Origin of the sequence: Methanobrevibacter sp., assembly GCF_045646205.1 — an archaeon.
Taxonomy (GTDB): domain Archaea; phylum Methanobacteriota; class Methanobacteria; order Methanobacteriales; family Methanobacteriaceae; genus Methanocatella.
Genome location: NZ_JAZRKF010000035.1, coordinates 13,732 through 31,327 on the forward strand (window position 1 = coordinate 13,732; position 17,596 = coordinate 31,327).

General features: G+C 32.0%; 1 protein-coding gene. It reads right to left on the reverse strand.

Annotated elements, in window-relative coordinates; all coding sequences use genetic code 11:
* Positions 1–33 precede the first annotated feature (33 nt).
* Positions 34–17,517 carry an amino acid adenylation domain-containing protein gene (locus ACKI44_RS07060; protein ID WP_407422907.1) on the reverse strand — a complete coding sequence of 5,828 codons (17,484 nt, stop codon included), beginning with the start codon at positions 17,515–17,517 and terminating at the stop codon, positions 34–36.
* Between the last annotated feature and the right edge of the window lie 79 nt (positions 17,518–17,596).

Consider the following 17,596-nt stretch of genomic DNA (forward strand, 5'->3'; position numbering starts at 1 on the left):
CACCTTGTAACTATCTATTTTTTCATCCGGAAACTATTTTAAAGTACTATTCAAATTAGAATTTATGTCTGTGTTAATAATATTTGATAATATTGATATATAAGTATCTTTGAAATCTTCAATCAGCTTATTTGAAAATTTATTTGAATTTGTGATTAATATTCTGTAATTTTCGCCGTTCTGGTAAATTTGAACAAAGAATTCAGTTATGTAATCACCATATGAATCAAGGATATAGTTCATGATTTCTTCAGTGTCAATATCATCAATGTCCTCAACATCAAAGTCATCTGCTATCCAATTTGGTACAAATTGGAATAGTGTGTTAACCTCAAAATTATATTTCTGATAAAGTAACAGAATCGGATAATAGCTATGCCTTGAAATTCCATAGACTGCATCGGCCATATCTTTCATGAATGAATTTATGCTTCTGTCGTTACAGTCTGCAACTAACGGCATTACATTGGATGTCATGCCTATGAAATTTTCGTTGAATCGGTCACGCCCATTTTCAATCAATGTAAATATGACTTTATCTTCATCAACGAATTGTGACAGTGCATATGCAAATACGCTGGTGAAGAGCACATTTTCACTAATTCCGGCATTATTTAAAAATGATTTGAATGTTGTTTTATCGAATTTTAAATCCCAGGATGCTGTGCTATATCCTTCAGACGAATTGTCCTCTGATAATGTTCCCACATCATCAAGGGAGGATAATATTGGATGATAATATTCACTTGCTTCTTCGAATTTGTCAGTGTTTTTTATCTGTTGGGTGTAAGCTGATGCTTTTAAGAAGGTATCATCCAGTTTAACACTTCCTCCGTCAAGAAGAATTTCGAAATCATGTTTGAATACCCCTGCTGAAACAGCATCAAAAATAAGATGGTGAATCACATAAAACAGATAATATGATTCTTCAGTTTCAACGATCATAAACTTGGACAGATTATTATATATGTCCAAACTTTCGGCAAGGAACTCTATGATTGTATCTGTATCAAATTCGGATTTCACTGAAATTTGAGGCTTTTCTCCTTTTACTATATACGGATATTCTCCTTTAAACAATCTTATGGTGGTTTTAATCATATTATAAATGCCGCCCAAATCTTTTAATCCGTATGCATTAATCAGACTTAGGATTTCTTTGATTCCAAATTTTTTAGCTGTTGTTATTAAATCTCTGATTATATCTAAATTGCCAATGTCATCTGAATTGTTTTCCTCGTACATGTCAATCAGGTGCATTCCTAAAATCGGATGAACTTTCAACATTTCATCTAATGCGCTTTGAATATCTTCAAGACTATGCTCTTTAGAAATAGGGATGTATCCAGGTATGTGATAAGCATCTCTTTTATTATAAATTGTAACATCTGCAAATACGTTAAGTTGTGCAGCATTCAGCGGACAACCGCTTTCTATTGTATAAAGATCCAAATCAAAGGAGAAATCAGACATGTTTTTTGCAATTGCCTCAGGTGTTCGGAAAGTTAAGATATCTGCCATGGTAATGTCATTGGATTGGATATGGGATAACAACTTAATGGCAGTCAATGAATCTCCACCTAAACGAATGAAATCATCATGTATACCGACTTTTTCCAAGTTCAATGCATTTTCAAAGGCTTTGACAATCTCTTTTTCATTCTCGTTCCTTGGGGCTGCATATTCTACATGCAGGCTGGTTCTGTCAACATCCGGCAAGGCATGTTTATCTACTTTCCCATTTACGTTCAATGGAATTTCCTCTAAAGCTATCACAAAGGATGGCACCATATATTCAGGTTTTTGCTGACGCACATAATCTTGAATATTTTTTTCAAGGATTTTTTCATCCATTCCATTGGATACTACAACATAAGCCACCAATTCGATATTGGATTTATTTTCAACAGTTTGAACTGTAACATCTTCAACATAATCCAATTCCCGAATAACTGATTCGATTTCTGAGAGTTCCACACGATTTCCTCTGATCTTAACTTGACTATCACTACGGCCGACAATTGCCAGGGAACCATCAGGCAATAACCTTACCATATCTCCTGTACGATACATTATATCGTAATTTTCATTATCAAAAGGATTGTCAATGAATGCATCAGCATTTTCTTCAGGTCGATTCAAGTATCCGTCAGCAATCTGAAAACCTGACAGGTATAGCTCGCCAACAGCACCACAGGGTACACGACGTTTTTCATCATCCAAAATATAAGCATGAGTATTATGATTTAACATTCCAACTGAAGATGCATCCAATTTACTGGCATTGTCAATTGAAGAAACAAATGCAAAAGCTTCAGTAGGACCATAAGCATCAACTAAACGGTAATTTTTTGGACTTTCAAATTCCCCTAACTTTTCACCTGCAACAAGCAGAACATCCAGCGAAGTATCATCAACACTCTGCATAAAGAGCTTACCCACTTGCGTTGTGATGAAAGCATGAGACACATTCTGCTTCATGAAATAATTATTCAATTCAGGCATGTTCAGCCTGATATCTTCAGGGATTACAGATAAACATGCACAGGCACACATCACTACTGAAATAACAAAACTGGACACATCAAAACCAATAGATGAGAACAATCCATAAACATCATTATTACTTAAGCCATAATTTTCAATATAGGACTCTGCAACATTGAGAAGTGATTTTCTAGTAATTTTAACACCTTTAGGAACACCTGTAGTGCCGCTGGTATATAATATACATGCTAATTCATTATAAACAACCGGCAAATTAGGCAATGAACCCAAATCCTCTTTAAGAATATCGGAGATATTTAGAATATCTACATCATTGCTAAAAGATTTGACCCTTTTAAGGGTATTGTCATCAGCAATAATGGCCTTGGAAGCAGTATCTTCAATCATAAACTCAATACGATTATCGGGATGTGCATCATCTAAAGGAACATAAACCGCACCAACAGACATTATGGCCAAAATGCTCAGCATGTACAGTTCGGAACGTTTAACCAAAAATGGAACATAATCTCCCGTTTCGACACCATAATCTTTTAAAGATTTTGCTATTTTATCTGCAATGAAAGCGCACTCAGCATAACTATAGCTCTTTTCATTAAATGAAACAAGTTTATTGTCCGGATATTTGGAAAGATTAACATTAAAAGCTTCCAGAATATCATTATGCTCTAAAGGATGTTCTGTTTGATTTAATGTATCTAAAATTCCAATATCTGCATCAGAAATGTAATTAATATCTTTAAGCTCATCTTTTTCTAAAAATTGGATTAATATTTCCTTAAATACTTTTACAAATTGCTTAGCAGTATCTTGGCTGAATTTATCTAAATGACTTATGGTAACGACAAATCCGTCTTCCAAATCATTGACGACGCATAAAAACTCACTGACGCCATCAGCATCATCTCTAACAACCATGTCATTTCCAATGTTGAAATCATTTAAATTATGATTATACTCAAAAAGTACTTTATTGTTTAAATTAAATTCTCTTACAAGTAATCTGAATGGATAACTGCTGTTGGTCATTGATTTTAAAGTTAAATCTGACATATAGTCTACAAAATCTCTAACTGATTTATTTTCACAATCAACGAGGATAGGAATGGTTCTGATAAACATTCCCCAAGCATCCTGCAAGTAACTTTCATGGCGACCATGTTCTGTAAAGTTATAATAAACCTTATTGCTTCCTGTGAAACGTGAATATGTATATGCAAACACTGCATTTAATAAATTACTTATGGTAATTCCCTGTTTCTGTACAAATGATTCGACTTTTTCACGAATGCCTCTAATAGGGAGGGAGACACTACCTTTACTTCCATCAACATCATCTAAAATATAGCGAACCTCATCAATATCTGCGAACGCATCATGGAAGAATTTGTGAGCGGATTTATATTTATAATCATATTTTGATTCAAATGAATCACGGCTGGCATAAGCAAAACCCAAATCAATTTCATCATCCAGTTGTCCAATTAAAGCTTGCTCTAATTCTTTATTAATGAGAGTTAAGGTGGTTGCATCACTAATGATGTGGTGTATGTCATAAAATACAAATTTGCTGTCTTCATTATTAACTATGAAGAATCTAGCTAGAGATTTATCCAAATCAAATGCTTTAATCAAATCATGATAATCCGCATTATTTACTGTTTCAATTGAAGGATTGTTATCACAAATCAAAAGAGGAATGCTGTCAGTGTCTAAAATGCGACCTCTTAAAATAGGATGCTTATTAATCAAAGCATGAATGGCCTCTTTGATTTCGTCAGTTGAAAATATGGAATCATATTCAAAAATTCCTGCTGTTGAATATGCGGTGCCTTTTTCATTTGCTTTTTCATCAAGATAAACACCTAATTGTGATTCGGATAAGCAGCAAATAATGTTTTCATTTTTAAAATTGAAATTTCCGATGAATTCAAGTTCTGATTTGATATTTTCAAGGAATGTGTCGAATTCATAACCAATATATGTGTTGTTTGCATATTCTCCGCTAATAATATATGAATTGCCTTGATTTGAAACGTTGAATGTAGCGCCATATGATTTTGAATCTTTGTCAGTATTCATTGCATTATAATCCAAGGATAAATCTTGCATAATTGATTTGAATAACTCGTTTTCAAATGTGAATTCGCTGCTTAGGAAATTAAATGTAACTGGGCAATGTTTGAATTTGAATTCTTTATTTGTGTAAACTAAAGAAGCGTAGTTTAATCCTAAATTATTAACATCTTTAAATGCAGTCTTAATGTTATATACGTCCTTCATTAAAGAGATGTCATCATAATCATTATTTGTATTAACTAATATCGGATATTGGCTGGTGAACCATCCAATTGTTCTGTTAAGTTTTGCAATGCTTTCATCACGGCCGTGAGTCTCACGATTGAATATTATGTCTTTGCCATATGTCTTTTTATATGCTCTTGCGATTGCCAATGCCCAATATTCCTCTTCAGTCAACATTAAAAGATTATCAACATCATAATTTACATCAACATCAAATGCAAATGCTTTCGTATCTCCTTTAATTGCAGAATCATCTAGTGAACTGTTAATTTTTATCCAATGTTCTTTTTCATCGGATGAAATATCCTCGGCTAGATTTTTAACGTTTTCCACCCAATTCTTATAAGGATATGGCCTTGTAACTTCTATTTCTTTTTCTTCATTTAAATTATGATAAATTTGGGTTAAATCTGAAATTAAAATATTCCAGCTCACACCATCCACGATTAGGTGGTGTATAATAAACATGATATATAAATCGCTGTTGTGATTGATTAAATTGATTTCAATTAGTTTGTTTTGCTTATTTATTGAATCAGATGATTTTATATAAATGTCCTTGAGGGATTCTTCAAAGTTATCTGAAATAGTATGTTCATTTATTTTACAAATTTCGGTGCCTACAGGTAATATTTCTTGGATTGGGTTTCCATTTTCATCAAAACTGTAATTTGCACGAAGCATGTCATGGATGTTGCATAATTCATTAAAGGACTCTTGCAGAATATTTTTATCTATTTTCTCCTTTAATTTCAGGACAAATGATTGTGTGAAATTGTCTTTGTTGATTTGATCAAAGAAATATTCCTGAATTGGAAGTAAATTTACATTTCCTTCAACTGCGTCATATGAAATGCTTTCAACAGTTTGTATGTTTTTTGCAATTAAATAGGGAGTTTTATAATTCAATATATCTCTAGCACTGCAGGAAATGCCATCCTTTTCAAGTAATGAAATAAGACGAATAGCCGTGATAGAATCTCCACCCAAACGAGTAAAGTCATCATTTAATCCAATGTCTTTTTGATTAAATACAACTTCATATGCATGGACTATTTGTTCTTCAGTTTTACTGGTTGGAGCAACATACTCAACACTCAAAGAATCCATATCAACTTCAGGAAGAGCACTACGATTAACCTTGCCGTTAACAGTCAAAGGAATATGGTCCAGACAAATGACAAATGAAGGAATCATATAATCGGGTTGAACTTCACCGACATACTCCTGAATAGCATTTCCAATTGTGTCTTTATCCGATTCATCAGACACCACATAAGCTACCAATTCGTCATTGTCCTTAATTTTAACCGTTTGAACAGTTACATCTAAAATATTGTCCATTTGACGGATAACTGCTTCGACTTCACCCAATTCCACACGATTTCCTCTGATTTTGACTTGGCTGTCACTACGACCAACAATTCCTAAAGAACCATCAGGCAATATACGTACCAAGTCCCCTGTACGATAAAGAGTATTATAACCTTCTTCATTACTGAATGGGTTTTCAATAAATGCCATCGTATTTTCTTCTTCACGGTTCAAGTATCCATCCGCAACTTGATAACCTGCCAAATACAGCTCACCAACAGCACCAAAAGGCACACGTCTGAATTCATTATCTAAAACATATGCAGAAGTGTTGTAATTCAACATTCCCACTGAAGATCCATCAATCTTAACATTGTTGTCAACAGATGTATTGAATGCAAAGGCCTCGGTTGGACCATATGCATCAATCAACAGATAATCTTTTGGACTTTCAAATTCACCTAACTTCTCACCGGCTACAAGCAAAACTTTCAATGAAGTATTATCCACAGTTTGAACAAATAGTTTTCCAACTTGTGTAGTTATAAAAGCATGAGTTACGCCCTGTTTGATAAAATATTCATTCATTGCACTCATATTTAATCTAATGTCGTCAGGAATTACTGATAAACATGCTCCGGATCGGATTACTGCACAAATAACGAAACTACTTACATCAAAACCAATTGATGAAAACAATGCATAAACATCAGCAGCACCCAAATCATATTTATCAACATAATCAGAAGATACATTAAGTAAAGCTTTTCTTTTAACTTTAACACCTTTAGGAATGCCAGTAGTACCACTAGTATATAAAATACAAGCCAAATCACCATAATTCGCAGGCAAAACAGACAAACTTCCAACATCCCCATTAACAATGTTAGAAATATTTAAAAGAATAACATCATCATCAAATAAACTTTTAGCACGATCATAAGTTTCATCAACTACAATAACAACTTTAGTTTCACTATCTATTAAAATAAAGTTAATACGTTCATCAGGATGATTATCCTCAAAAGGAACATAAACACCACCTATTGACAGAATACCCAACACAGAAAACATATACAATTCACTGCGAGGAACCAAAAAGCCAACACAATCCTGAGACTCCACGCCTAAGTCAATTAATAATTCCGCAATACGAGAAGCAATAAAAGCACCCTCACTATAAGAATAAGAAACATCGTTATATCTTACCAATGCATTATCCGGACACCTGGACAAATTATCATTAAAAGCATCTAAAATATCAGAATAAATCAAATCATGTTCAGTCCAGTTATAACTGTCTAAAAGCCCAATATCTCTGTCAGAAATATAATTAATTTCGCTTAATTCATTAACATTTAAAATATTCTCTAAGATTAATTTATAAGATTCAATAAAATGACTAATAAAGTCCTTTGAATATTTCTCAGAATATGTAATACTTAAAATATGTTTATTACCTCTTTGAATAATCTCAACAGTCAAATCAGCAATCAAATCATCCATATTACTTATTAACTCATTATTAGATTCAATTTCATCAAAATCATTTGCATCTTTAATCCATTCCGGAATATATTGGAATAAAATATCTGAGTTAATGTCATATTTATTAGCCAATAATCTAAATGGATAATAATTATATTTCATTACACCATAAACCTTTTCAGACACATATTCCATAAATGACTGAACATCCTGATTTTCACAATCCACCAACAAAGGCAGAGTATTTACAAACATACCGATGGAATCATAATTAACGAATCTGTCACGACCGTTTTCAACAATATTGAAAAGTACTTTATCACTACCAACAAATCTGGATAAAGTATAAGCAAACACAGAACTAAATAAAATATTTGCACTAACATTATAAGTTTCTAAAAATGAATTAAATAAATCATAATCTAAATCCAAATCAAATAAATAATGACCAGAACCATCAGACAGCACACTATCCAATAAAACGCCTACATCATCACTATCAACCAACATGGAATTAAAGAACTTTTCGGCTTCCAAATAATCTTCAGTTTTTTGTAATTGTTGATTGAAAGCAGATATTTTTAAAAATGAATCATCAATATCAACAATACCGCCATCAAGAATGATCTGTAAATCTTTCTTAAATACCTCGTCTGACAAGGCATCAAAAATTATGTGATGGAAAACAGCATATAAACTATAATTATCATCATTTTTAATTATTAAAAATCTAGACAAACTCTTCATCAAATCAAAATGTTGGGTTAAGAAATCTACAATAAATTCATCATCAACATCAGATTCAATAGAAATTGAAGGTTTTAAACCCTTAACTAAATATGGAACATCAAAACTATCACTAACACACATACCCAATATAGGATGAACACAAAACATTTCATTCAAAGCATCCACAATATCTTCAGCACCATATTTATTTGAAATATCCATAAATACCGGAATAAGATAAGCATCCTTCTTATTATTAGCCACAATATCCAAATAAACATTCAATTGAGATTCACTTAAAGGACAACCAGAATCCAAAGAATAAACATCCAAATCAAATGAAATCTCATTAATATTATCTGCAATAGCATAAGGCGTACGCAAACTTAAAACATCCGCAACAGAAACATTATAATCCTTAAGATAATTTAACAATTTAATTGCAGTTAATGAATCACCACCAAGACGAACAAAATCATCATAAACACCAATTTTATCCTGATTAAATACTTTCTCAAAAGCATTAACAATATCCCCTTCAATTTCATTTCTTGGAGCAACATACTCAACATGCAAACTTTCCAAATCTACATCAGGTAAAGCATTCTTATCCACCTTACTATTTATAGTTAAAGGAATTTCATCTAATTTTATAATGAAAGAAGGGATCATATATTCTGGTTTAATTTCACCAACATGATTTTGAATTTCTTCTTCAATAATGCCGTCAAATTCATTTGATAGTACGACATAAGCTACTAACTCATAATTGTCTCCATTCTTAACAGTTTGAACGGTGACATCATCAACATAATCCAATTCACGAATTGCGGATTCAACTTCAGACAATTCAACACGGTTTCCTCTTATTTTAACTTGGTTGTCACGGCGTCCTACAATACCGTAGGTTTTATCAGGCAATAACCGTACCATATCTCCTGTACGGTATAATTTATTGTAGTTAGGGTTCTCTTCAAATGGGTTATTTATAAATGCATCTTTTGTCTCTTTTTCACGATTTAAGTAACCGTCTGCAAGTTGATGGCCGGATAAGTATAATTCTCCGACGCATCCGATAGGAACACGTCTTTTTTCATTGTCTAAAATGTATGCTTTGGTGTTGTTCTGTACATAACCTACGGAACTTGGATCAATTTTATCGGTTGTAATTGCACTTGTTACATAAACGCAGGCTTCTGTAGGGCCATATGCATCAACAATTGTATAATGGCGATTTTCACTGATTTCCCCTAATTTTTCACCAATTGCAACTAAAACTTTCAATGATGTTGTTTCGATTTCTTGAATAAATAATTTGGCCACTTGTGTGGTAATAGCTGTGTGTGTAACTCCATGTTTAATGAAATGATTATTCAATGCTTGGATATTTAATCTGATGTCTTCTGGAATGATATTCAGACAACATCCTGCATATATTGCTGAGAAAATGCCTCCCATTGCAACATCAAAACCGATGGAAGTAAATAATCCGTAGACATCTTCTTTAGATATATTTAAATCGTTTACATGGAAATCTATGAAATTAAGGACGGATTTGCGTTTAATTTTAACTCCTTTGGGAAGGCCTGTACTGCCGCTGGTGTATAGTATACAAATCAAATCGCCATAGGTAATATTTAACTTATCTAATGTTCCAATGTCACTATTAATGATGTCAGATATGTTTAGGATAATGCAATCGTTGTACAAATCACATCCTCTTCCGTAGGTCTCATCGCTGACAATAAGAACCTTGGATTGGGTATCTTTTATCATGAAAACTGCACGCTCATCTGGAAGGTTTTCATCTATAGGAACATAAAATGCACCCATTGACATTATGCCTAAAATTGAAAGAGCGTATAATTCGCTTCGAGGCAGTAAAAATCCAACACAGTCTTGGGCATTAACTCCCAACTCAATTAAACATTTAGCGATTCTATCTGCTATAAACGCTCCTTCAGCAAATGTATATGAAACATCGTTATATGATAAAAATGTATTGTCAGGATATTTGGATAAATTATCATTAAATGCATCTAAAATATCTTCATAAGATAGTTTCTTTTCTGTCTGATTATAACTATCCAAAATTTCAATATCTTCTTGTGTAATGTAAGTGATTTCTTCTAATATTTCAACATTAGTTATTTGCCGCACTATTAACTTGTAAGATTCGCCAAATCGTTCAATAAAATCTTTGGAATATTTGTCACAATATGTTATATTTAAATTATATTCTTCACCACTTTGTGTGACTTCAACAATAAAATCAGCGATTAGATTATCTCTTTGAGTTATTATCTTATTTTCATTATCATTTAATGAGTTCTTATCTAATTTCTCATTATTTCCAATCCATTCCGGTAGGAATTGGAATAAGATGTCGGAGTTGATGTTATATTCATTTGCCAGTAATCTGAATGGATAATAATTATATCGCATAACATCATAAATTAAACCGGCTGTATTCTCAATAAATGATGCAACATTCTGATTTTTACAATTGACTAATATGGGGAGAGTATTTACATACATACCAATGGAACTGAAATTATTGAATCTGTCTCGTCCATTCTCCACTAAATTAAATGAAGCAGTTTCATAACCTGTAAAGTGAGATAAAGTATAGGCAAAAGCAGCAGTAAATAATACGTTTTCACTCACGCCATGCTTTTCCAAAAATGATTTTAATGAATTGATGTCCAAATCTAAATCTATTTTTAATTGGCCCTGTTCATTTGAATCTATGCTATCCATTAAAGTGCTGCTTTCTTCATTATCTATTAACATGGATTCATAGAAATTTTTAGCATTGGCGTACTCATCGGTGTTTTTTATTTGTTGTGAAAAAGCAGATACTTTTAAAAATGATTCATCTACACTAATTGATTCCCCATCAAGAATAGCTTGCAGGTTACGTTTAAATACGTTAGTTGATAGCCTATCAAATATTATGTGATTGAAAGCACCGAATAACTTATAATTGTCATTATCCTTAGTAATTAAGAATCTGCATAAGCTGTCCTGTAAATCAAATGGCATATTTATGAATTCAATAATAAAATCATCACTAACATCGTTTTCAACAATAATCGATGGGTTTGATCCTTTTACTAAGTAGGGAACTTCAAATTCATCACTGATGCACATGGATAAAATTGGATGGGTTTCAAAGATTTTATTTAAGGCATCAAATATTTCATTAACACCATATTTCTTAGGAATTTCTATGAAAATAGGAAGGGTATAAGCATCATCTTTATTATTAACTTCGATATCTAAATAAATGTTTAATTGAGATTCACTTAAAGGGCAGCCGTTTTCTAAAGTGTAAATATCCAAATCAAGTTTGGTCTTTTTAATATTTTTAGCGATGGCATATGGGGTATGCAAACTTAAGATGTCAACTGCAGTTATATTATAACCCTCAAGATGAGATAATAATTTTATGGCAGTTAATGAATCTCCACCGAGACGAATAAAGTCATCATTAATTCCAATTTTCTGATTAAATACTTTTTCAAATGCTTTAACGATAATTTTTTCATCTTCTGTTGTTGGGGCGACGTATTCGGCATGTAAACTGCTTGAATCCACATCAGGCAATGCATTTTTGTCAACTTTTCCATTTACATTCAAAGGAATTTCATTTAATTTTACCACATATGGTGGAACCATATAATCTGGTTTATGGTCACGTACATAATCTTGGATATAACTTTTAAGATTATCTTCGTTCATTCCATTGGATACTACAACATAGGCAACCAACTCGACATTGGAATCTTTTTCTATTGTTTGAACAGTAATGTCATCAACAAAGTCAATGCCACGAATAATGGCTTCAATTTCTGGTAGTTCTACACGGTTTCCTCTTATTTTAACTTGGTTGTCACGGCGTCCTATAATACCGTAGGTTTTATCAGGCAATAACCGTACCATATCTCCTGTCCGGTATAATCTATTGTAGTCAGGATTCTCATCAAATGGATTGTTCATAAATGCATCTTTTGTCTCTTTTTCACGATTCAAATAACCGTCTGCAAGTTGATGGCCGGATAAGTATAATTCTCCGACACATCCTATAGGAACACGTCTTTTTTCATTGTCTAAAATGTATGCTTTGGTGTTGTTCTGTACATAACCTACAGAACTTGAATCAATTTTATCAACTGTAGCGGCACTTATTACATAAACACAGGCTTCTGTAGGACCATATGCATCAACAATTCTATAATGGCGATTTGTACTGATTTCACCTAATTTTTCACCGCCTGCAACCAGAACCTTTAATGATGTTGATTCAATTTCCTGAATAAATAATTTGGCCACTTGTGTAGTGATATAAGTGTGTGTAACTCCATATTTAACGAAATGATTATTCAATGCTTTGATATTTAACCTGATGTCATCTGGAATGACATTTACACAACATCCGGTATATGCTGCTGAGAAAATGGCCGCCATTGCAACATCAAAACCAATGGAAGCAAATAATCCGTAGACATCTTCTTTAAGTATATTTAAATCGTTTACATGGAAATCTATGAAATTAAGGATGGATTTGTGTGTAATTTTAACTCCTTTAGGAAGGCCTGTACTGCCGCTGGTGTATAATATACAAGCCAAATTACCATATGTAATATTTAACTTATCTAATGTTTTAATGTCACTATTGATGATTTCAGATATGTTTAGGATAATGCAATCGTTGTCTAAATCACATCCTCGTCTGTAGGTCTCATCACTGACAATAAGAACCTTGGATTGGGTATCTTTTATCATGAAATCTACACGTTCATCTGGAAGGTTTTCATCTAGGGGAACATAAACTGCGCCCATTGACATTATACCTAAAATTGAAAGAGCGTATAATTCGTTTCGAGGCAGTAAAAATCCAACACAGTCTTGGGCATTAACTCCCAACTCAATTAAACATTTAGCGATTCTATCTGTTATAAACGCTCCTTCAGCAAATGTGTATGAAACATCGTTATATGATACAAATGTATTGTCGGGATATTTGGATAAATTATCATTAAATGCATCTAAAATATCATCATAAGATAGTTTGTTTTCTGTCTGGTTATAACTATCCAAAATTTCAATATCTTCATTTGTAATGTAAGTGATTTCTTCTAATAGTTCAACATTAGTTATTTGCTGCAATATTAACTTATAAGATTCTATAAAACTCCCAATGAAATTTTTAGAGTATCTTGAGGAATATAGAATTCTGATTGTTAACCTATTTTCCCCATTATTAAATATGTAGAAAGACAAATCCGCATTCAGGTCATGATCCAACTCATCAACGATATACTTTAAATCCTCCTTATTAATTACATCGCTGAAAAGATCATGGGAATACTGGAATAGAATATTTGAATTCAAATTGTAATCACTGGCCAGACTGCGGAAAGGATACAGGTCATACTTCATTACGGAATTAATTAACTTTGAAGAATATTCAAGATATGAAGCAATATCCTGATTTTTACAGTCCATTAAAAGAGGCAGTGTTTTAACAAACATTCCCACGGACTGGGATAAATCAATATGGCCTCTGCCGTTCTCAATGATGTTGAATAGAACTTTGTCAGAACCTGTGAATCTTGATAATGTATATGCAAAGACACTTGTGAAGAACTGATTATATGTAATGGAATTATTTTGTAAAAATGAATTCAGATTTTCAATATCAATATCGAAAGTATCAATCAGTTCAAATTCGTCTTCATTACCGTTCAAAGAAGGTAACAATTCGTAAACTTCTTCCCTATCTGCCAGCATGTTTTCAAAGAATTTATGGGCATCATCCATATAATCCTGGCCTATAATTTCTTCGAATGAAGCTTGTCTCAATACTCCCTTATCAATAAAATCTGTGTATTCATTTTCTAAAATTGAAGACAATTTATTCAATAAAATATTTAGTGAGGTACCGTCAAAAATCAAATGATGGAAATCGGCACATAGAATAATTGATGCATTGTCCTCTACAACTAAAAATCTGGATAAATATTTGTCAAATTCAAATGGTTTTACAAAAGATTGTATGTCATTTAAAGAGCCTTCAATAATTTCCGGTTCCGCATCAAAAACAAAAGACAAAACATCATTATTATTTAAAACACGTGCTTTTAAAATAGGGAATGCTTCAAATAGTTTCATTAATGCATCTTTTATTTCGCTGACCGAATAATTGTCCTTGAAATCTATCTTAAATGAATTGTTGTATGCAGTGCCCATGTCATTTACGCTTTCATCAAGATAAACGTTTAATTGGGATTCAGATAATGGACACGGATTATCAAAAGTGTATTTTTCCTCATCAATCGTTGAATGAATATTTAAATTAAATTTAATGTGATTTGCAATATCCTGGGGTGTGGAAAGATCTATCAATTCATTTGAAGATAAGCTGACGTCTAATTTTTCCTTCAGCAATAACTGCAGTTTCATTGCAGATAGTGAGTTTCCTCCCAATGAAACAAAATCATCATCAATTAAAACAACATCTCGATTTAAAACCTCTTTGAATGCATCAACGATGCAGGAGAGGACTTCATCGGATATTTCAATATTTTCATTGTCTGTAACAACTTTCAATGATGATTTATCTATTTTTCCATTGATGTTTAAAGGAATCTTTTCCAATTCAATGAAAAGGGATGGAACCATGTAATAAGGTAATTCTGTCTTTAATGCCTCTTTAACTTCATTGATATCCAAATCATCGATGGTTGTGTAGTATGCGATTAGATTATCGTAATCAACATCCAGATAAATGTCTGAAATTTCTTCAAAACCTTTCATGATGGTTAAAATCTCTTTTGACTCAACCCGAAATCCTCTTACGGATAATTGATCGTCATCACGACCAATAATTTCGATTTCACCATCAAAATTATAAAATCCAATGTCTCCCGTACAATACATTCTTTTATTAATTTCATTGTCACAGAAAGGATTGTCCATATAAACTTTTGAAGTTGACTGGGAATCATTGTAGTATCCTTGAGTAATGCCCGCACTGGAAATACATATCTCACCAGGAACTCCAATAGGCATCTGATTGCCATTTTCATCCAAAATGTACGTCCATGAATTTGCAACAGGTCTGCCTATAGGCACACGGTCATCTTCAATATCATTTAAATCATAAATCTTGCTGATTGCAAAGAGAACTTCTGTTGTACCATAAAAATTAACTAATTTAGTATGTCTATCTTTTTTAGTTAATTTGTTTAATTTTGCACCAGCTAGAATTAAATAATCCAGGTTTAAATCTTCATTCTCGAAAATAGGAACTCCTACGGATGGAGGTAAAATTAAATTGTTAATATGTGTTTCCTTGAGGCCTTTAATTAACAATAAACTATTTTTCTGCTCATTTTCGTTAAATAATCTGACACTTCCTCCCAAATATAGGGAAACAAAAATTAGAAATGATGCTACGAAGCTAAAGCTGAAATATGACCCAACAACATCTCCATATGTGAAATTGAACATGTCTGCAAATGAAGCACTGAACCAGGGTACCTGTTTATTTTGAAACATTACTCCTTTTGGAATGCCCGTTGTGCCTGAAGTAAATAGTATTGCAAACAAATCATCACTTTTAGCAAGTATTTCTACATCCACATCGTTATCATAATTTAAATCTTCAATAGAAATAATATTCACATTCAAATCCAGACTTTTGGCTATTGTCTCGGTTGTGATGAGATGATCTGTTTCAGAGATATTTAACATGTGTTCAATACGATTAACTGGGAATAACAAATCTATTGGGACATAAGTAGCACCAATCTTATTCAATGCCAATACAAATTCCGAAAAATGATAATTCCTATGAAGCATTAATGCTACATGGCTGCCTGGGCCAATATTATGATTTTCATATAAATCCTTGGCTATTGAATTGCTTGATTTCTCCAATTCTCCATATGAAATTTGATTGACTCCGTCATCAACTGCAATAGCATCAGGATTGGCGAGTGCATGTTCGCGAAATGATTGAGAAAGCGTTTTATCTTTTTTAACTTCAATACTTATTCCTTTGCAATAATCGGAAAGTAATGCTTTTTCTTCATTAGAAAGAATATCAACATTAGCTGTTGCATGATTAGGTGAACTTAAGACATTATTAATCAAGCTTTCAATATTTTTAGCCATATGCTCCATATAGACATCTGAAAACAAATCACAATTATATGTAAGTTCCAAGGAATTTTCATAAATATTCAATGTTAATGCAGAGTATTCTCCTGTAAAAACTCTTATATTTTCATTTAAGTCATTAAAATCATAAATTGAATAATAGGATGCATTCTCATCCAAATAATTTTCAACATCCACTGTGGTGTGATTTAAAGCATTTTTAAATTCCTCACAGAATACATTTAACAACTCATTGAAAGAATCGTCATTATTGGCATCGATTTTTAACAATGTAGTTTTATCAAATACTCTAGAATCACTTTTTTCATGGGGGATAATGCTTTTTAATAAACAGCCACCAATTCTATTTATGCGTGAGAGATATAATGAGAATACAGATCCATAAAAATCAAATAAAGAACAATCATGATTTTCAATGAATGTAAAAACAGAATCTTTATCAACATTGATTAATCGGCTTTTATAAACATTATTTTTTAAATTATAAAAATTGATGTAATTATTTGAATTGAAGATATATTTTGTCCAATATTGGGAATCTTTTTTGAAATTAGAGGAATTCAAATAGTCTTTTATATCACCATAATATGTATCCAACTCTTTTTTTGGATAGGATTTATTCAAATCTTTAAATAATTCATAAAAATCGTTTATTGAGGAATAATCAAATATTAATGAGTTAATATTAGCTAAAATTTTCAATTCGTTATTGTTTTTTAAAACTAAAAACTTGTAAAGGGGAACATTAATAATTTCATCAAAACTAAATCTAAAAAATGAATCAATAATTTTATCAATTTCATTCCTTTCTAAATTTGAAACATCTCTAATCTGGTAATCAATATCCCCATCAATTAGTTTTGCATTAAAATTTTCATCAAACTGCCAATTTAAAGCACTTCTTGCATTGTTGAAAATGTATTTAATTTTTGAATAATCATATTTATCAAAATTTAATGAAAATTTAACATCATAATAATTCAAATGAAATTCCTCCTATTAATGGACCATTAAATTGTTAACAAAAATATCATGAAATGGAAACTTACTTATATTATTCATT